Annotated in this window: 17 protein-coding genes; 7 read left to right on the top strand and 10 right to left on the bottom strand. The window is 55.1% G+C overall.

Going from position 1 to position 19424, the window contains the following annotated elements; all coding sequences use genetic code 11:
* Window positions 1-97: 97 nt before the first annotated feature.
* The 3 genes from AAGD24_RS04615 to AAGD24_RS04605 are packed head-to-tail and all read left to right on the top strand — an operon-like array spanning window position 98 to window position 3031.
* Window positions 98-928, top strand: coding sequence for a glycosyltransferase family 2 protein (locus AAGD24_RS04615; RefSeq protein WP_085681618.1), 831 nt, complete (start codon window positions 98-100; stop codon window positions 926-928).
* A complete protein-coding gene (locus AAGD24_RS04610) occupies window positions 925-2106 on the top strand; it encodes a glycosyltransferase (protein WP_136634099.1) in 1182 nt (393 codons plus the stop codon). The genes AAGD24_RS04615 and AAGD24_RS04610 overlap by 4 nt, the downstream gene beginning before the upstream one ends.
* Window positions 2099-3031: a sulfotransferase family protein gene (locus tag AAGD24_RS04605; RefSeq protein WP_379866694.1), complete on the top strand. Its 933-nt coding sequence runs from the start codon at window positions 2099-2101 to the stop codon at window positions 3029-3031. Before AAGD24_RS04610 ends, AAGD24_RS04605 begins: the two co-directional genes overlap by 8 nt.
* Here the strand turns inward: AAGD24_RS04605 and AAGD24_RS04600 are convergent.
* The 3 genes from AAGD24_RS04600 to AAGD24_RS04590 are packed head-to-tail and all read right to left on the bottom strand — an operon-like array spanning window position 3010 to window position 7512.
* Window positions 3010-3792, bottom strand: coding sequence for an NTP transferase domain-containing protein (locus AAGD24_RS04600; RefSeq protein ID WP_136634101.1), 783 nt, complete (start codon window positions 3790-3792; stop codon window positions 3010-3012). The two genes, AAGD24_RS04605 and AAGD24_RS04600, sit on opposite strands and share 22 nt — an antisense overlap.
* Window positions 3780-4427, bottom strand: a complete 648-nt coding sequence (locus tag AAGD24_RS04595; RefSeq protein WP_228210938.1) for a gamma-glutamyl-gamma-aminobutyrate hydrolase family protein — start codon at window positions 4425-4427, stop codon at window positions 3780-3782. Before AAGD24_RS04595 ends, AAGD24_RS04600 begins: the two co-directional genes overlap by 13 nt.
* Before the next feature lies 1 nt (window position 4428).
* Window positions 4429-7512, bottom strand: a complete 3084-nt coding sequence (locus AAGD24_RS04590) for a PEP/pyruvate-binding domain-containing protein (RefSeq protein WP_228210939.1) — start codon at window positions 7510-7512, stop codon at window positions 4429-4431.
* A 105-nt stretch (window positions 7513-7617) separates the two neighbouring features.
* Here AAGD24_RS04590 and AAGD24_RS04585 point away from each other — a divergent pair, with 105 nt between their 5' ends.
* Complete coding sequence (locus AAGD24_RS04585) at window positions 7618-8283, top strand: hypothetical protein (protein WP_228210940.1); 666 nt, start codon at window positions 7618-7620, stop codon at window positions 8281-8283.
* Window positions 8284-8288: 5 nt separating this feature from the next.
* Here AAGD24_RS04585 and AAGD24_RS04580 read toward each other — a convergent pair whose 3' ends face one another.
* Window positions 8289-9182 (bottom strand): glycosyltransferase family A protein, encoded by an 894-nt coding sequence (locus AAGD24_RS04580; RefSeq protein ID WP_228210941.1) that lies wholly within the window; start codon window positions 9180-9182, stop codon window positions 8289-8291.
* 156 nt (window positions 9183-9338) lie between these two features.
* Between AAGD24_RS04580 and AAGD24_RS04575 the strand changes: the two genes are divergently transcribed.
* Together AAGD24_RS04575 and AAGD24_RS04570 are read left to right on the top strand one after the other, a co-directional pair.
* Window positions 9339-10019 (top strand): sulfotransferase family 2 domain-containing protein, encoded by a 681-nt coding sequence (locus tag AAGD24_RS04575; protein WP_085681625.1) that lies wholly within the window; start codon window positions 9339-9341, stop codon window positions 10017-10019.
* 31 nt (window positions 10020-10050) lie between these two features.
* Window positions 10051-10839, top strand: a complete 789-nt coding sequence (locus AAGD24_RS04570) for a glycosyltransferase family 25 protein (RefSeq protein ID WP_379866691.1) — start codon at window positions 10051-10053, stop codon at window positions 10837-10839.
* Window positions 10840-10852: 13 nt separating this feature from the next.
* On the opposite strand, the gene AAGD24_RS04565 is transcribed toward AAGD24_RS04570, so the two are convergent.
* From AAGD24_RS04565 to AAGD24_RS04555, 3 genes are read right to left on the bottom strand one after another with little or no spacing between them, the layout of a single operon-like run.
* Entirely contained in the window at window positions 10853-12217 is a 1365-nt protein-coding gene (locus AAGD24_RS04565; protein WP_379866689.1) for an O-antigen ligase family protein, read from the bottom strand.
* A 48-nt stretch (window positions 12218-12265) separates the two neighbouring features.
* Window positions 12266-12949: a hypothetical protein gene (locus AAGD24_RS04560; protein WP_085681628.1), complete on the bottom strand. Its 684-nt coding sequence runs from the start codon at window positions 12947-12949 to the stop codon at window positions 12266-12268.
* 27 nt (window positions 12950-12976) lie between these two features.
* On the bottom strand, window positions 12977-13711 hold the full coding sequence (locus tag AAGD24_RS04555) for a 3-deoxy-D-manno-octulosonic acid kinase (protein WP_379866688.1): 735 nt from the start codon (window positions 13709-13711) through the stop codon (window positions 12977-12979).
* Window positions 13712-13857: 146 nt separating this feature from the next.
* Between AAGD24_RS04555 and AAGD24_RS04550 the strand changes: the two genes are divergently transcribed.
* Complete coding sequence (locus AAGD24_RS04550) at window positions 13858-14886, top strand: glycosyltransferase family 9 protein (protein ID WP_126813035.1); 1029 nt, start codon at window positions 13858-13860, stop codon at window positions 14884-14886.
* A 96-nt stretch (window positions 14887-14982) separates the two neighbouring features.
* Here the strand turns inward: AAGD24_RS04550 and AAGD24_RS04545 are convergent, their stop codons facing one another.
* The 3 genes from AAGD24_RS04545 to glnE all read right to left on the bottom strand — a co-directional run bounded on the left by AAGD24_RS04545 (window position 14983) and on the right by glnE (window position 19356).
* Entirely contained in the window at window positions 14983-15387 is a 405-nt protein-coding gene (locus AAGD24_RS04545; RefSeq protein WP_126810614.1) for a DUF6165 family protein, read from the bottom strand.
* Between the two features lie 37 nt (window positions 15388-15424).
* Window positions 15425-16351, bottom strand: a complete 927-nt coding sequence (locus tag AAGD24_RS04540; RefSeq protein ID WP_041336053.1) for a branched-chain amino acid transaminase — start codon at window positions 16349-16351, stop codon at window positions 15425-15427.
* A 98-nt stretch (window positions 16352-16449) separates the two neighbouring features.
* Entirely contained in the window at window positions 16450-19356 is a 2907-nt protein-coding gene (gene glnE / locus AAGD24_RS04535; RefSeq protein WP_379866686.1) for a bifunctional [glutamate--ammonia ligase]-adenylyl-L-tyrosine phosphorylase/[glutamate--ammonia-ligase] adenylyltransferase, read from the bottom strand.
* Window positions 19357-19424: the final 68 nt, after the last annotated feature.

The following is a 19424-nucleotide window of genomic DNA, read 5'->3' as shown; positions in this document are numbered from 1 at the left end:
AGCCGGTGCCCGCGGAGTACTAAAACTGTATAATCCGCGTACCGAAGCAGTCTCCAAGACTGTCTTGTTTTACCTGAATAAAGGCCGGGCCGGATCCATGTCACCAGAACGCATTGGCGTAGTCATCACTACCTACAATTCCCCACTATGGCTGAGCAAGGTTCTGACGGGCTATGAAAACCAGAGCCAGCCGGACTTTCGGGTGATCATTGCTGATGACGGGTCAACCAACGAGACCCGCGACCTCATCGACCGGTTCCGCGAGCGCGGTATCCTGCAGATCGACCACGTGTGGCACGAGGACGACGGCTTTCGCAAGTGCCAGATCCTCAACAAGGCCATCCGGGAAACCGACTGCGACTATCTGATCTTCACGGACGGCGACTGCATCCCGGAACCGGACTTCATCGCCACCCATCAACGGCTGGCCGAACCAGGAGTTTTCCTGTCCGGCGGATACATCAAACTCACCATGCCGGTTTCAGAAGCGATTTCCGACGACGATATCCGCAGCGGTGTCATCTTTGACCCCCAGTGGCTGGTCAGTAAGGGCCAACCGAAGAACCACAAGCTCTGGAAGCTGTCCAGCTCATCCCTGAAGAAGACATTCCTGAATGCCATCACGCCGGCAGCCGCCAGTTGGAATGGCATGAACAGCTCCACCTGGACCAAAGACCTGATTGCCGTTAATGGCTTCAACGAAGACATGCAATACGGTGGCCTGGACCGCGAACTTGGCGAGCGCCTCTGGAACTTTGGTCACAAATCCCGGCAGATTCGCTACAGCACCGTGTGCCTGCATCTGGACCATGCCCGCGGTTACTCCAAGCCGGAAATCTGGGCAAAGAACCGGGCTATCCGCAAGGCCGTTAAGGACAACCGCACCTTCTGGGCCGAAAACGGCATTGAGAAGAGCCGCACTGCATGACCGAGCAAGGAAGCATGAGAACCCTGGTTGTGATCCACAGCCTGAAAATGGGCGGCATGGAACGGGTGGCCGTTAACCTGGCGGATGCCTTTGCGGACGAGGGCCACGAGAGTCACCTGCTGTCCTGCCGCAATCGCCCCAATGATCTCAGCCCTGCCAATTCTGCCGTTCACCTGCATCACTTCGATCAGTTCCAGGCGTTGATGAAATCGGTTATCGGTATTCCAGTTTTCCTGTTATCCCGCCTTCTACTGGGTGTACTGTTGCCGAAATCCCACTTTATGTGGGTTGGCTGGCTAAGCGGGTGGCTGCTGAAGAGACACATTCGCGGCCTGGAAAAGCGCTTCGGGCGTTTCGACCGCATTGTTTTCCGAGGCCTGGGTACCTTCAAGTATTTCTGGTCGTTCCGGGATGACCGCAATGTGTACGTGCTCGAAAACGTTATTCATTATGATCGCCCTCTGTGGCAGAAAAAGCTGGAATGGCAACTGGTCTTCAATAACCGACACCTGGCTTGCGTTTCCTCTGGTGTGCTGGACTCCGCTCAGGAGGCGTTCAAAAAGGGGGAGATTGAACCGAAAAGCCAGCGGGTGATCACCAACCCCTGCCCGGTGGAGCAGATTAACGCGTTGGCGCAAGAGGCCGACCCGGACATTCCAGCGGAGCCCTATATCCTCAATGTCGCTCGGCTCGTGCCTCAGAAAGGCCACGCCTTGCTGCTGGAAGCCTACAAGCAATCAGGAATCGCTCACAAGCTGGTCATTGTAGGCGAGGGTCCGTTGAAAAACGATTTGGAGGAGAAAGCGAAGGCCCTAGGCATCGCTGACCGCGTCTTCTTCGCGGGCAAACGCAGAAACCCCTACCCCTGGATGAAGCAGGCGGAACTGTTTGTGCTGGCCTCAGAATATGAGGGCCTGGGCATCGTATTGACCGAGGCCCTGGCCTGCAACACGCCGATCATGGCTGTAGAGAGCCGCGGTGGCGTACGGGATGTGTTCCGTGGCGAATTGGAGGATTTCCTGACGCCACGCACCGTGGATGGTCTGGCAAGCGGGCTCGCAACCGTGGTTAACCGCCTACCGGTCACCGTGAAACCGGAGTGGCTTGCGCCTTTCCGCAGCCGGGTGGTGGTGAGCGACTTTCTCGAATCCCCGGAAAAGCAAAGCCAACATGACTGAGCACGCCCAACCTCTCAATATTCTGGTAGCGGGCATTTATTGGTCCGGTTCCGGTGCTGTAGTGGATTACCTCAAGGGACACCCGGACTGCGTCGTGCCCCGGGGTGAATTTACCGACTTCAAACGGAGTGGACGAATCGGCAGCCTTCTGGAGGCGGACTCACCCTTCAAGGCAAAATGGCTTGCCAGGATGATGTGGTTCGAAACCGCCATGGGCAAACTGCCTGCAGCACAGCTTAAAAAAGCGCGAGGCGCAGACCAGGCCAAGCTTGCTCCAAAGGAGCAGGTGAGACACAACCAGTTGAAGCTTGAATACCTTGGCCGCTATCGGAAACATTTAGCCAAAGGCGGTGCGCCCTCGGATAGCCGGATATGGAACGATTGGATGCACGCCGTCGGCCAGGCGTACGCTGCTAGGGAAAAGGCCATCGTCTGGAACCAGCCGATCTGGGTCGGCAAACACGAAGGGACCTGGCCCGCTGTCTTTACCCCCTTCAAACTGATCGTGGTTCACCGAGATCCAGTGGACCAGTTTGCCGAAGTCGTCCGCCAGGGCAAGATCGGCAAGCGTAAATCCGACCCCGCGTTCAATGATAGCGAGAACGACGACATTGCCTATGTGCTCAAAGGCATCGCCGCAAAAATGGAAAGCCTGATGGCGCTTCAGGCGCAGTTGGGCGAAAGTTATATGCTTGCAGTGAGCTTTGAACGCTTCGTGAAAGACCACAAAACGGAAGCCCGGAGAGTCTGTGACTTCCTGGATTTCCCGGAAGCGCAACTGCCGTCAGCGCCGTTCAATCCTTCCTACTCCATCCGCAATGTCGGCATCGGAGACACGGACCAAATCCGCGGCATGGTCAAGGATCACCAGCCCCTTGTCGACCGACTATATGACCTGAGAACTCAGTTCGATAACGCGCAGTAGGATGCCAACTCACCTTTTTCCGCCATCGAGGAATAGGCTTCCAGCTCATCCGCGGTATCCACTTCCAGCCAACCGTTGTCCACCAGGCAGGCCTTCACCGGCCAGCCGGTGTCAATCAGGTGCTGGATAAAGCTCGTCATGTACATGTTATCGAAGTCCTTGCCATCGTAGGTGGCGCTACGGTCCAGTCTATCGAAAACATCGAGAAACGCCTGCACCTGATCGCCCCGGATCTTGATCAGCCCCATGTATTGAGCCTGGACCTGGCTGTAATCACTGGGCTTCTTGCCAAGCTCAGTCACAAAACCGGATTCGTTCATAACGAAGGTTTCCGCGTCATCCAACGGCTCCTCCATTCTTAATTGCCACAGGCGCTTCCACTTACGGTCCGCAGCCAGACAAACCGGCGCATCGCAGTCCAGAACGATTTTCAGAACCGTAGGCTCATAGACGATATCCCCGTAACTGATCAGCAGATCCTCGCCGGGCTTCATCTTCTCGCGCGCGCAAAAGAGCGTGCGGACCATGTTGGTGGTTGCGTACTCGGGATTGAGGACGAGATCACCGCCTAGAGTGTCCAGGTCATCCGACCGATAGCCGCCGATGACGGTAATGCCATTGCTCACTCCGCAAGCTGCCATCGCCGCCATCTGACGATGAAGCAGAGGCTTGCCCGCCAGCGCCACCATGCATTTGGGGCGGTCGTTGGTGTAGGGGCGAAGTCGGGTGCCCTGCCCGGCGGCCAGTATCAGTGTTTGCATGGGGTACCTCTGAAAATACAGTTGAAAAGTTGTTTGTCGCGCTCAGTGAACGGCGCCTCCCGCTCCGGGTGCCACATGATGCCAGCCCAAGGCAGGCTACGATGCACATACGCCTCGATATCGCCTTCCGGGCTCAGCAACTGGGGGATGAGTTCCGCCGCCAGACCCTCCGGGGCAATCCCCCAGTTATGGAAACTGTTGACGTCCTGGTAGGGGCGAAACCAGCTATTTGTCTGTTCAGTTGGTGTCACCGCGTGTCGCACGGCGGTATGACCGGAGACCGGGGTAAGCTGCCCGCCCAGCCAGACGTTCATCATCTGCAGTCCCCGACAGACTCCGATAACTGGCCACCCCCGCTCGCGTGCAAGCGAAAGCAGGGTTCGTTCCGTCTCATCTCGCTCTGCCGACGTGTTGATGGCATCAGGCAGGTGAGTGAGATCATTGCCACCCGACAGGATCAGCCCCTCAATTCCCGTCGATGCCAGCCATTCGTTGAGATTGGACAGCGAGTTGGGAATGGGCACGGGCGTGAACCCCTGTGCCTCAAGAAACCGGAACCATTGCTGATCCAGGCAATCCCGGTGCTCACCATAAGACGCAACCACTTCCACGCGCTGACTGATTCCAATGCGCATCTTAACGGATGACCTCAATTCGCTTGTTGACGGGGTCCAGTTCCAGCACGGTTGCCCTCGCCAATGCCTCATACTTCCCCTCGCCTACGCCAATGGCGGCAGGTAGTCCAAACTCTGCGGCCCGTATGGCCATGTGGGAATTGGCACCGCCATACATGGTAACCAACCCGGCAATGCCATGGCCAAACAGCCAGTCATAACCGGGGTCGGCCTGGGGAATCATGGCAATTTTGCCGGACAGGTTACTCCGCTCGTCAGTGGCTCGTTTTTGCAGATCGACGCACTCGGCGGAGATCTTCCCGGCACCCACGAAATTCGCGTGGCTATCAGTGTACAGGAAGGCGTAAAAGTCACTTTCTGACAGCAGCAAGGGGGGTAATTCAACCATAGCCGCTGCCCGGCTGGCCTCATAACCTTCGGTAGCCTGGTCTGCCAGCCAGGAGGCCTCATCGGCCACCGCCACGGTTCCTGACCTCAACGCGGACAGGGCTTCAACGGAAATACACGCCATCTGCTCCCGCGTTACCCCATGACGCTCTCCGTAACCCGCCAGGCAATTCAGGGCCAGAGAAAGATGCCGGGTAAACACAAACTTGGCGTACTCACGGCCCTCGATGGCATTACGCATAAAACGCTCAAGCTGCTCAATGTCACCGGGCAAACCGGCATCTGAAACCGCCTGCGCGAACGTCTGCCTCTCATTTTCCCACGCGTCCAGAGCGATATGGGAACCCGAGTCGGCGTGCAACTCCGACGCTGAACGCTCAATCACCGGAACCAGGAAATGCTCAGGGTTATCGCCATAACAGGGCGAGGTTATGTCGTAGGTACCTGGCCGCAAGTGCCCATATTGTTGGGTGAAGGCGGCCATGGACAATTCTTGACGAGCCACCTTCGCAGCATCGTCGGTAAACCGGTGGGAAACCGTGCGGATAGAGTTGAGGAACGCATCCATGGCGCCCTGGGACAACACACCTTTTTCGACGGCCGACCGAAGCAATGTGATCGCAACAAAGGCACTGCGGGCAAGATGGGCAAACGCCAGGGTTCCGTATCGCCGACACTCTTCAAGCAGCGACAGTGCATCGTCCAGACTGGAGGCATCAGTGTTCCGGAAACACGCCAGCCGCTCTTCGAAGCGGTCAATTACTTGCAGATCCGCGTCGGTTCGAGCGATGGCGCAGGCAGTGATGGTTTTCAATCCCACGCCAAGCCGATCTGCCTCATCGGCATTAAAACCACCCTCGTGGATCAAACGTTCCCGCCAGCGCTCAAAATCCAGCGCGTAGCAGGTAGGCACCACATCAAACTCAACTTTGTCGTGTAGATGCGGGTGGCGACGTAACCACTCCATGTAGAAGTCCACCAGCCGCCCTGCCAAGCCGTCATCCAGGGATTGCGGAATGAAAGAGTTGAAGCTGGCGCGAATATCCACGTAAGGGTGCCCGGCAAACATCCTGAGCAACGGCTGGGGGCGAACGTCCCGATAACCGTATTCCGCTCTCTGGGCTGCCCACACGTCGTCCATGATCAGATAGCGATACAGGCTGGATGCCAGTCGTCCCGGCCGGGTGCCGATGATTTCAGCCGGGTTCCAGTCCGGCATCACACCGAAATAGGCACGCTTGCCGACAACAAATGGCGCTGGAGCCTGCCACTGCCGAAATCGATCCACGGCGTTCGTCAGCAAGCTCTCTGCCGCATCACTCTGAGTGAGCTCGTGCTGAACCGCAATCGGGCGCACCTGAAGGATATGGATCAGTCCGCCCTCAGTGATAGCGAATTCCATATCGAGAGAATCGAAATCCAACAGGTCCTCGACTTCCCTCAGCGCTGGCATCAGTCCCGCCAGGTTCTCCGGCACCCGTACCAGCTTCTCCGGAGCATCCCGATGAACAAAGAGGGTTTTGTGATCCCGGCTGGCACCGCTGGTGATGGACTCGGTGCTATTCGTAGTATCGTCGTAATTCACGACATAATACGGAGCCCCCGAGGACAGGGTTTTGGTGAACGCCACACCACTGGCAATCACCTGTTCCAGCATCGGCTGCACCAGAACCTGATTGTCGGGGTGGCCATCGGGATAGGAGGCAATGACCTTCTCAATGGCGGCTCTAAGCTCGCCTTCACTCTGGCGACTGACATTGAGAACACTGGTGTAAGCGCCAGCGTTGGATACCCCGAACCCGTCCTCTGACAAGGCACTGCTGCGGACAACCAGTTTTTCCGTTTCCGATAGGCGCGCCCCGATCCGGGCGAGTACTTCTGTGTCCAAGTCCTGCCATTCGGCAACCGTAAAGCTGACCTGGTCTTCAATACGACTTCTCGTAACCACGCCCTGCAAACGATGGAGCGTCTGCGCCTTGGTGCCCAGGATAAACCGACTGAGATCGTTCGGCTCGTTCAGTTCTGCCCATCCACCGGCCACATCCACCGCAGCCACACTGAACCCACGAACCCGCAACAGCTCAAGAAGCTGGGTGAGGCTGCCCTTGCGTATGGCTTCCGGAAAATCCGACTGCCCCGCCAGAAAACCCGCAACCTTGGGCTGCAGCCGAACCAGACCAACGAATTCGGCATCGGCCAGTTCGGGAAGGATATCCCGCCCCAAACGGGTGATCCGGCCGCCGTGCACGTTCACTTTTTCACATCGCTGTAAATCCTCTTCAGAGCGCCCCTCAAACCGGTGACGCCAATTGCTATCCACCAAAACGGCTATATCCGCCTCACTGGAGGATAAAGATTGCACCGCGGAATCCCGAAACAGCACGTCGGAATAGGACACGTAGTGAACGACGCGATCATTCAGTGGCGCTTCCAGCAACGACGCCGCCGCACCGGTGGATTGCCAATGAGGGTTCACCGAATAGTGAAGCTCGGGATAACGCTCGGCAATTTCATCCAGCTGGTATCCGCCCACGAAATGAACGTCGGGCTCTACTGCGCGCATGGAGTGCAATACCCAGTCCAGTACCCGCCTGCGACCGGTTGTGCCCCGGAGCACACTATGCTGTTCGCCGCTGAACGGCTTGCCAGCGCCGAGGATGATGAGGCGTGTCTGGTGTGCTCGCTCCGTTGTTCCCATGAATCAACAATCACTCATTCAATTGACGACAAATCCCCAGATTCCACGAGGGACAAAACCTGATGTAAACTCCGTAGTTTACATCATAGGCGAGCAGACGGCGGCATGGGTATTACCGAAAAATCCAGATTCGAGCAGCTACGAAGGAACTGGAACAGCCGCCTCCGAGCGTGGCAAACGGATCGACAGAACAAGGCATTATATGGGGAAGACGCGCCGAGGTTTGCCGAACAACTGTGGGTGCCGATTTCCGAGCTTGAATTTGCCGTCAAGGCGGGAAGCTCAAAACAAAGCGGACAAATCATCCGTTCCTGGCCCACCGGGGGGCTGGGGCGCGTCGATCAAACCGTCGCCATAAAGGCGTGTGTAGCCCACTGGCGGGGCGGGTTGTCGTGGGAAGAAACGGGCATTTACGACGCAATGATGGATCAGATACGGAAGCACGGAAAGGTAGACCGCCTCAGGACACTTGAAGACGTTAAACTCCGGTACCGGCAGCTTGATGCCCTATACGAAAGCGTGCGACAAGCAGGGCGCCTGAGCCCCAGAGATGAGCTGATCCCTGGGAACTTCCGGGAAGAGGGAGGGATACTCGTCAACATTGGTCCAGACGGCAAGCCCTACTTCGGCAGGAAAGGCAATCATCGTTTAGCGATGGCGATCGCGGCAGGCATTGACCGCATTCCTGCGCAGCTTGGGGTTGTTCATATCGAGGGTCTACCTGCACTTCCTGATTATCGAAATGCGCCACCGAATGAAACAGCCAACTAACAGAATCAAGATCCGCCAGCTTTCGACGACAAGAAAAGCGATAGCATAAGCCTCTTAAGAGCTCTGACATCCAAAGGACTGATTCGCAGAAGCCGCAATAGCGTCGAGCGGTAGTCAGCAATCAGACCCGCATCTTTTTGCCTGCGCGCGAGTAAATTCAGGTAACGGGAGGCCAACTTGGGATGCTGGGCAATGAAACCTGCATGCCGGTCCGCAATCAGGGTGTCGCACTTCGCCTGCTTGAGTAGATTATCGCTGGTACTCAGGCGCGGGCCAGAGTGAATGAAAAAGTTCACCAATGGAGCCTGAACGGAACCACAACCACTCCCCTCACTTAACATTCGAAAAACCAGCTCCCGATCTTCGGAAACCGTCAGGGATTCGTCAAAACCTCCAATTCGGCGTATTGATTCTGCTCTGAACATCATGCCCGTCGTACGGGTGTATGCTGTCGCGGCATACGCGACTTCATCGGCCTTGTGGTGACGACGGATAAGGCAAGAATGCTGCTGGGCCTCCGAGGTGTCACCCGAGGAAACATCCAACACGCGCAGAGCCGGCCAGGCAAAGTCGATTTCGTCACCGTATTGTTCGAATAACTCGAGCATTTTGCCAGCATAATCCGGAAGCAAGGTGTCATCATCGTCCAGAAAAGCGATGTACTCCCCATTCGCCAGAGACAGCCCAGCATTGCGGGCTGCAGATACACCCTGGGCGATTGAATGGCGATGCACACGAACCCGCTCATCCTCGCCTTCGTAGTCAACTGGCACGCTGCTGCCATCATCAACCACAATTACCTCCAGATCGGAAAGCGACTGGTCGACCGCCGACTCGATGGCCTTTGCGAGCATGTCAGGGCGATTGTGGGTCGGGATAATGATCGATAGTTTAGTCATATACCTTGAAGCGTCGAACGTTAAGGAACAGATTGTAGCGGAACTCCTCGATGGATTCAGATTCCGCCAGGCACGAATTCTGTACCCAACCATGTTGTTTTGTTGCGCAACGACTGGGATCATGGGTCGCGAACCGCCAAAGTAACGGAACCTGCCATGCCACGACCAAAAACCAAAGCCAGAACCCAGATCAAACATCTTCTTAGACTTCGGTATCACAAGGCAATTCAGCGCTCGTATCGCCTTGAAAAATTCAATGAATACAACATGATATTCATACATATACCAAAGGCGGCAGGCACCGCCATTAATCAGGGGCTTTTTGGTCGATTAGCCGGACTGGGGCACGTGTCTTGCCAAAAATATCTACAGATATATGGCAATGCGAACTTCAACTCGATGTTCAAGTTCACCTTCACACGCAACCCTTATGATCGTTTCGTTTCGGCCTACGAATATCTAAGAACCGGAGGGAACAATTCCCACGACCTCCTTTTTAAGAGAGAGGCCATTGATAAGTATAAAGATTTCGATGACTTCGTGTTGAATGGGTTTGCTAAAAACGAAAAGATGCAGAGGCACATCCACTTCAAAAAGCAAGCCGACTTTCTTTACATTGACAACAAGATTGCAGTTGATTTTGTTGGTCGCCACGAAAATATCCAGAAGGATTACCAATACATCGCGAGTATGATCCATGACGCTAAGGACCTCGGGACCAAGAATACGAGTACTCGAGAAAAAGACTTCGAAGAGTACTTCCTGAATAGCACAGTTAAAGACGTCATCTGTGATTTCTACGAACCTGACTTCAGGTTATTGAAGTACGACTTCTAATACATCTATGACATTGACTCGAGACAAGTGAATGAAGCCTGGAACATACCCAATTTACCTGGTTTCTTTGGATCAGGATTCAGCGAAGCGGAAAACACTCGAAGATCGCTTTCCCCGTCATTTCCCTAGAATGACAAGGATTAACGCAGTCGACGGCAGAAAACTCAGCGCAAAAGAATTCTTCGAATATATTGCCACTCCGATGGCACAAGGTCATCGTCTGATGCTTCCTGGAGAGGTTGGGTGCAGCTTAAGCCATGTACACGCGCTGGAGTCGTTCCTTAGCTCGGGGGCTGACGCGGCACTGATTCTGGAGGACGATGTAATTGGTAATGATGGCAACATAGACGCCATCATGGAGTTGGTCGCGACGCTTCCGCCCGAATCATTGCTTATTTGCGGTGGGCAGCAAGGAATGCCTGCACGAAAATATGTCTTCGGAAAGCCGACGAGCACCGACGGTCTATTTCGTCTTCCGCCGTACTCCAACAGCCATATATTTCGCACCTGTTGTTACGTGGTAACTCCAGTAAGTGCAAAACAAATTCTCGACATTCAGAAACGATCTTTACGATTGGCCGATGCGTGGGGAACATTCTTTCGTGGATCTGAAACGCACATATATTATGTCGATCAACTCGAGCACCCCAAAGAACTCTCCGGCAGCCACCTTGAGCAAGAGCGCTCCCAGTTGGGATACAAGTCAGCTTTTGGTGTCCGACGAACTGTCGCCCTCGTAAAACGACGCTTTTCCCGTATAGCTCGTAAACTGGGAGCTTTGATGTGCTTAGCCCAAGGCTACAGGCGGATTGTCAGATGACATCCGCCTTCCTTCAGGGTTCCACAGATGAGGCTTGCATGCTCTCAGACCTCTTTGCCTGGAGATCTTTATAGATAAAGGAAACAGGAACGCCCAACAAGAGAGTCATTATATGCAGACCGTAAACGTCGTCGAAAAACAGACCATAGAAGTTGGCTGCGAGCATAAACAGGGCAACGGAAGTAAAGGTGAAGTTCCGAAGCTCTTTTGACATATTCCCTCGTTTGCATGCCTGGTGAGATTGATATAGCACCCAGAGAAACAGAGAAAGAATGATAGCCAGCCCGCCGACCCCATAGCGAACAGTCAACTCAAGATAGGAATTATGTAACTGACGATAGTCTTTGAACTTTTCATTGGTCTTCGATTCCTGCCCTAACACATACCGCCCAGCTCGGTAGCCCCAGCCAGAAAACGGGCGCTCAGAAATCCACTTTGCGCCGACTAGCCAGAACTGTGCTCGCAACCCCCAACTGCTATTCGGAAGAGAGTCCAAGTCACCCTCGAAGATGGTTTGGACCGTTGATAGCTCCCTCTCAAACTTGTCATAATTCTTACCCGCCAGATCAGTCTGAATGCCGACAAAAAGAATTAGAAGAAATGACAGCAGCGCTATTCCGGTATAGCGCTTGTTTCGCAGAAGAACCCTTCGCTTCTTCAATGCGCCATGTAAGCCAAAGACGAAAACGACCAATAGCAGGCATGCCAAAACCCCGCGCGTTTGCGTCATAAGAAGTGTGCCAATACACAGAAGGAATAGAGCTGCCCAAATCAACGCCCCTAAAGACACAATGGAGTGAATTCCAAAAAAACGTTTTCTAAAAGCAAGCAACCCAAGTACGACGAGAGAAAGATACAACGCTGTCCTGATTGGGTTAAGCCCAAGACCTTCTCGCCCCCCACTCAAACCATGGAAGAAATCGTCCAATCCATCCCCCAGAACCCAAGGAATCATAAATATCAATGCGGCCATCAAGAAAACCAATGCCGTGAGATTACTGGTACGCCCTCCAAGAGCAATTGCAACGATCAGAAAAGCAAACTTATCCAGATAGTCCTCGATTGAAGGGCCACTTCGGGCAATCTCCGGATGGTCAATCAGCAAAGAAACCCACGTGAATGTCATTTGCACTATAACTAATAGCATCAGCCAAACCGGGTAGGATGACCTGGCAACAGCAGAATAACGAAATAGGACAAAGGCGCCGCATAGATAGAACGGGATCTTGATTGATTCAAACCAATCAACCGAAAGCAATGGGGTAGCCAAAAAAGCTACTGCGAACAGCAGTACGAGCCACCGATAAGGCGGGGGAGAGATTATTAATGGATTATCAACAGCTTTGTGTAGCTGCATAACTCCTTCTGGCGGCTTCATTCATGCTCCAGTCATCAGGAAACCCGATATAGTCAATTGCGTATAGATTTAATCAAACTGCCGGGGTCGAATATTTCGACTAGCCCGCTTGGCTTCCAGTGTGGCCCTCCAGCCCTTAACACCCGCCCAGAAAGCTCCGTCATCCCACTCGGACCCTTTCCCTACAAAGGCGACATCGAGGTATGCCATCAGCAGGCTCTCCACCAAGTCTTCATCTGGCAAACGAGCCGCGACGTTGGCCAAATTGGATACAGCTACTCCGAGTGGGAGCATGCGTGAGTATATTCGGACGTCATCCTCATCAACCATGCAAATCGTATCGCTCTCCCCCATCAGGAAATTTGTCAAATTTCCATCCGGCTGTTCGATTCCCCGCCTGTGCAAATCGGCGATGGTGATACCCAACAAACGAATTATCTCGACTTGTCTGACGCGGGACGACTCGCCCAACAGGACAGCTCGGAGCGGACGATACCCCTCCAGAAAAGCCGTTCCGTATCCAAAGCACCTTTCAGAAGCCAGCCAGCCAGCAAATACAATAGGCGGTACCGGCCCACCCACGCGCCGAATTTTCTTGCCACGGCGCAACGCACGAATCCAATGAACCAACCCGAAAAGCGGCTTACGGTAACACTTGATCGCCGCCACCCGGCCATCCACCAGCCCCCGATAGGTAATCCGGGTTCTACGAGTATTGGAGTGAAGCTCTTCTTCGAGTTTGACGGTGGTCATTAACGTGAATCGGGCCTGATTGGAAATTTAGTGGGAGGGCTGGCGATGATAGGCTTGGAGCAGATGCTGCCAGAGGTTTTCCCGCTGGGATGGGGATAAACCTGGGCACCGCTTCCTGACAGAACGCTGGAGTCGTTCCAGGTTTCGCTGCTTCCATGCTGAATCTGTTTCATTTTCGCTCTCTGGGACCAGTTTGCAACGGTCAAAGTCGATCAGATAAAGCTGATCCCCCGTCACGAGTATGTTATCGCAGTTCAAATCAACGTGATTGAGGCCGTTGTCGTGAAAGCGTCGGATGACCTGCCCCAACTGAGCCCACAGAGACTCATCGCTTAAGCGATCGCTGTCGGAAAACGTGACGGAATTCGGTATCCGCTCTACCAGTATAGCGGCCCGATACCAGAAAAGCCGGTATTTCCAGGCAATGGCGGCAACGGCTTCCGGCACCGGCAGACCCAGCGAGCGAAGTTGGCCCAGCAACCGGAACTCGGCCACAGACCGGGTCTGTTCAAAGCCGGTAAACAAATACGTCTTTTCCGCGAAACGGGCCATCATGCCGCCACGTCTGTAATGACGAAGCACCATACCCGGCGGTTCCATATCAACAAACCAGGCACCGCCACGTCCACCAGAGGAGACCGGTTTCGCCCTTCCCTTCCAGAAGTCAGGGGAAAACCAGGACGCAGTCACCCCCTCATACCTCGGTGAGACCAGCAGCAATGACGTTCCGGAATCTGAATGAGTGCCCGTTGCCAATGTCAAAAGATCGTTACCCTCGGCCCGGCAAACCATAGGTTTGCGGGTAAAGACGTTAAAAGCCCAGTAGGCTAGAATGGCGCTCAGTTTACCAACGAGCCCCGCCCGGCTCCACATCCGGCAGTGAAAGATTGGAAACGGACCGTAACTTGATTAACTCCATCTGTATATTGCGCCTGTCCGCCATTGGCGACGTCACCCATGTCATTCCCGTGGTATTGAGCCTTCAGGAACAGGTGCCCGGCATTAAAATCACCTGGGTAATCGGCAAGATTGAAGCAAAGCTGATTGGCGACCTGCCCGGTGTCGAGTTTGTCGTTTTCGACAAGAAAGCCGGTCGAAAAGGTTATGCGGACTTGCATGACACCCTGAAAAACAGAAAATTTGATGCCTTGCTGCATATGCAGGTGGCCTTCAGGGCCAATCTGGCGGCGGCGATGATTCCGGCAAAGGTGAAAGTGGGGTACGACCGTGCCCGTAGCAAAGACCTTCACAGCCTGTTTATAAACCGGAAAATTGCTCCGGCAGCGCAACAGCACGTGCGGGATTGCCTGGCGAGTTTCCTGGAGCCACTTGGCCTGAAGCCCGCCGCACCAAAATGGGTCATCCCATTAACCTCCGAAGATCATGAGTTTGCCGGGCAACACCTCGCAACGGACCGCAGGAACCTCGTGATCAGCCCCTGTGCCAGCCACACCCTTCGCAACTGGCCTGCCGAGCGCTATGCGCGTCTGGCTGATCACGCCATCCGCACTCACGGCATGAAGGTGATTCTGGTGGGCAGTCCCGCCCCTTTTGAAGCGGAATTTTGCACAGACATCGAAAACGCTATGGCGGAACAAGCGCACAACATCTGTGGCAAGGATACACTGAAACAGCTCACCGCTCTGTTGGAACGCGCCGATCTAGTCGTCGCACCGGATACCGGGCCGGCCCACATTGCCAGCTCAATGGGCACGGATGTGCTGGGTATTTTCGCGGCCAGCAATCCCAACCGTTCCGGCCCTTACAACTCGCTGCAATGGTGCGTGAATCGATATCCGGAAGCGTTGAAGCGGTTCACCGGCAAGACGGTTGAGCAGGCTCGCTGGGGCGCAAAGGCGGAGTTCGAGGGGGCGATGGAACTGGTGACGGTGGAGGACGTGACGGGGATGCTGGATCAGTGGGTTGCTCAGCACTGATGCCGCGCCACTGTCTACGGCTCTCTTGGGCCTTCTCTTTAACCCTCTCCCGCGATGGGAGAGGGTATGACAATCCAGGCGAGTGAAAGCACCGCTTTACTTGCGGGCGGTGTAATCCTGATAGGACTTTTCTTCCACAAATCGTGACCCCAGGGCCAGGTTCACGTCCTTCTTGATAGCGGCGCGCTTGTCGTTGGTGACATAGACGGCACGAGCCAGTTCAATAAACTTTGCGCCGAAATCCTGAGCAGCTTCCTGATCACGAATGTCGTCTTCGATTTCCCAGAGCGCCTCGTTCACTTCCTTAAGCTGCCTGCGCAGGTCTGCGATGGCTGCCTGATCCTGAACGGCCTCGCTCCAAGTGGCGCTCAGTTCGTCCAGCTCGAGCCGAACATTTTTGACCTTTTCCGCGTCTGCTATGCGTTCAGACTTGATCTCCAGAATGGTGATCTTGTCCAGCACTTCGCCGAAGGAGACCGGCACTTTGATAACGTCTGCCATTTGCTCTTCCTGCAGGTGTTGTTAGTGGACCACGGCGTTAGCCGTTAACCGCTGTCAGCCAGTGTGAATGCGCAGGACTCTTGCCCTTCACAGCATCGAAATACATACCCTGCAACTTCTCGGTCAGCGGGCCGCGCTTGCCAGCGCCGATCAAACGGCCATCCAGCTCACGGATCGGCAGCACTTCTGCAGCGGTGCCAGTAAAGAAGGCTTCATCCGCAATATAGACCTCATCCCGGGTGATACGGCGCTCTTTCACCGGAATGTTCAGCTCTTTCGCGAAATCCAGGATGGTCTGGCGGGTGATGCCTTCCAGGCAGGACGTCAGTTCCGGTGTATGGAGCACGCCATCACGCATAATGAAGATGTTTTCACCGGAACCTTCAGCCACGTAGCCTTCATTATCCAGCAACAGGGCTTCTTCGCAGCCACTGGCAATGGCTTCATTCAGGGCCAGCATGGAGTTGATGTAGTTACCGTTGGCCTTGGCCTTACACATGGTGATGTTGACGTGATGCCGCGTGTAGGAAGAGGTGCGAACCTTGATGCCCAACTCCTTCGCTTCCGGTGACATGTAGGACGGCCAGCTCCAGGCGGCGACCATCACATGAACCTTGAGGTTGTCGGCACGCAGCCCCATACCTTCAGAGCCGAGAAACACCATCGGGCGCAGGTAGGCTTCGTCCAGGTTATTCTCCCGCACGGCGGCGGTCTGTGCCGCATTCAACTCGTCCTTGCTGAACGGCATGGTCATGTTGAGGATATGCGCGGAACGGAAAAGACGATTGGTGTGATCTTCCAGCCGAAAAATCGCAGCACCCTTTTCAGTGCTGTAGGCGCGGACACCCTCGAAACAACCCAGACCATAGTGCAGGGTGTGGGTCAGCACGTGAGTTTTGGCTTCCCGCCAGGGAACCATTTCACCATCCAGCCAGATCAGGCCATCGCGATCAGCCATCGACATTGTTTCTGCTCCTAAAGCACTCTATTCGGGAAACCGGCATTCTAGCAGGAAAACTCGGGCTTACGAAGGGGCGCAATCACTCTTCCATCACCTCTCAATCACCCCAACATAACCCGATTCCACATACTTTGGATGTAATCACGCTCTTCGGGAAACGCGTCACCCGCCACCTGGCTATTCAGGTTCTGCAGTGCCCGCCGGTGTATCGTAGAGCGCAGGGTAATAAATGTTTCCCTGAGTTTCTCAGTGTCTTCCACCGGCAATACCCCCGCCCGGCCCAGCTCCTCCATCTGGCGAATATTATCGGACCACTGCGTCAATTCCGGATGCTCGGAACAACAGGCCAGCATCAGGTACTGCACCATGAACTCGATATCGATAATGCCGCCATAGTCGTGTTTGATATGGAAAACCTCTGGCACCTTGCCTTCGATTTGCGGGGTGCCCAGGGCGGTGCGCATCTTCTCTCGCATGCCGACCACTTCTTCCCTCAGCTTTCCCCGATCCCTTTGCTGACACAGGATGTCTGCACGTAGCTTTTCAAAGGCTTCCAACGTTTCCGGACAGCCTGCCACACCACGGGCGCGGGCCAGCGCTTGGTGTTCCCAGGTCCAGGCATCGCTACGCTGGTACTTCTCGAAGGCGGGCAGCGTACTGACCAACAACCCCGAGCTGCCCGAGGGTCGCAGGCGCATATCCACTTCGTAAAGCTGGCCGGACGGCGTCTGGGTGTTGAGAATGTGCACAATTCGCTGCCCGAGCCGGGTGTAGAAAACGGCGTTGTCGATGGGCTTGTCACCATCCGTTGACTGCTCCGGATCGGCATCGTGGATAAAGACCAGGTCGAGGTCCGAGGTGTAGCCAAGCTCGATACCCCCCAACTTGCCATAGCCAACGACGGCAAAATCGGTGTCACAGGCTGAGCCATCCTTGCGTCGTGGGTAGCCATGGCGGCTGACCAGATTAGCGAACGCCACGTCCACCACATGGTCCAGCACCACTTCGGCAATCCACGTCAAATAGTCACTGACCTTCATCAATGGCAGGGTTTCCCGTATCTCCGAGGCGGCCACTCGCAGTATGTGGGCTTTCTTGAAGTGCCGCAGAGTCTCCATCTGCTCCTCAAGATCCTCATAGGGAATCCGCAGCATCTGCTGGCGCAGGTCATCCTGAAGTTCGGTTTTTGCCGGCGGGCTGTACAGACTCTCTGCGTTCAAAAGCTCGTCGAGCAGCAAGGGCGTTTCCGCCAGTTGGCTTGCGATCCAAGGGCTTTCACTGCACAGGCGGACCAGCTGGGTCCTGGCTCCCGGATTCTCCAACAGCAACACCATGTAGGCGGTTCTGCGCAGAATCGCTTCAACCAGTTGAAGAACCCGCACCAGCGTCTGGGACGGCCCCTCCACGTGAGTAAGCGCTTCCAACAATACCGGTATGAACTTGTTTAACCGCTGTCGCCCTTGGGTCTGCAGCGTCTGCAATGTGCGGGTTTCGCGCAGGTCGCTGAGGGCAGCATAGCTGCCTTCGGCGTCCTCAAAACCATGTTCATCGAGCCAGGCGGTCGCCGCCTCCTCGTCCATTTCACCCAGCCAAAGTTCCTGCCAGCCTTCATCAAGCGCCGCCACCTCGTGTTCTTCATCTTCGATGGCGATGATATCCGCAAAATGCGTGGCCACCCGTTCGCGGTGCTTCTCTAGTTCCGCAACGCAGGCTGGCCAATCATCAAACCCCATGATCAGCGCTACACGAGCTTGCGACAGACCATCGTCCGGCAGCAGTTGGGTCTGTTTGTCTTCCATGCCCTGAAGGGCATGCTCAAGATTGCGAAGGAAGACATAGGCCTCCTTCAGCTCCTTTACCACCGGTGATGGCAACAACTCCAATTCTTCCAGCTCCTTCAGGATTACCAACAGCTTCCGCTGTTGTAATTCCCTATCACGGCCGCCCCGGATCAACTGGAAGGCCTGTACCACGAACTCAATCTCGCGGATGCCTCCATTGCCGAGCTTGATGTTATTTTCCAGGCCTTTACGGCGCACTTCCCGGCCGATCATGGACTTCATGGCACGCAGGGACTCAAACGCACTGAAGTCGATATACTTGCGATAGACAAAGGGCTTCAGGCTATCCATCAGCACTTGCCCCGCCTGCTGGTCACCAGCCACAACCCGCGCTTTTACCATGGCATAGCGCTCCCAGTCCCGCCCCTGATCCTGGTAATAGGTCTCCAGCGCAGCGAAACTCAGCACCAATGCCCCACTCTGACCATAGGGGCGCAGGCGCATATCCACGCGGAAAACGAAGCCGTCGGCGGTGATCTGGTCCAGCGCCTGGATCAACCTCTGACCCAGGCGGATAAAAAACTGCTGGTTGTCGATGGATCGGCGCCCGCCACGAGTTTCGCCCTTCCCCGGGAACGCGAAGATGAGATCAATATCAGAAGAGACGTTAAGCTCGTGCCCTCCCAACTTCCCCATACCCAGAACAATCAGGGGTTGCGGGCCTTCCTTACCCGTCGCAGGATTAACTCCCCACGGCGTTCCAGATTGTTCGCAAGTGTCTTCGTACAACCATTCCAGGGCACCCTGGATACAGGTATCGGCGAAATCACTTGTGGCCGCCATGGTTTCAGCAAGATCAGCCCACCGCATCAAATCCCGCCAGATAATCCGGAACTGTATTTCCGTCCTGAATCGCCGCAAAGCCGACTGTAGACTGCCTTCATCAACCACTTCTGAAAGAAACTCCTGCCAGCGCTGATGAAGGTAATCCGAGGTTGTGGGCTCAGCCAGGGGGCGGGACTGACATAGCGCCGCGACCTGCTCCGGATGGCGCTCAAGGGTGCGCCTGACAAACAGGCTGCGCGCGACGGCCTGGGCTACATCCTCATCGGACACACCACCCTGAGCGCCCAAAAAGCTGGGCACTCCCTCGGGAAACACCGAAGACCAGGCACCACCAACCTCATCTGCCAGACTCTTCGGTAAGGAGCGCCACGGCTCGGACATAATGCAAACCCCTGTGTCTCTGTTATATTTCCCGTACTGTATAACGAACGCTCCCCCGACTGAACCGT

The organism is Marinobacter sp. M5B, assembly GCF_042604615.1.
Taxonomy (GTDB): Bacteria; Pseudomonadota; Gammaproteobacteria; order Pseudomonadales; family Oleiphilaceae; genus Marinobacter; species Marinobacter salarius.
This window is presented reverse-complemented; position numbering and strand designations above follow the sequence as displayed.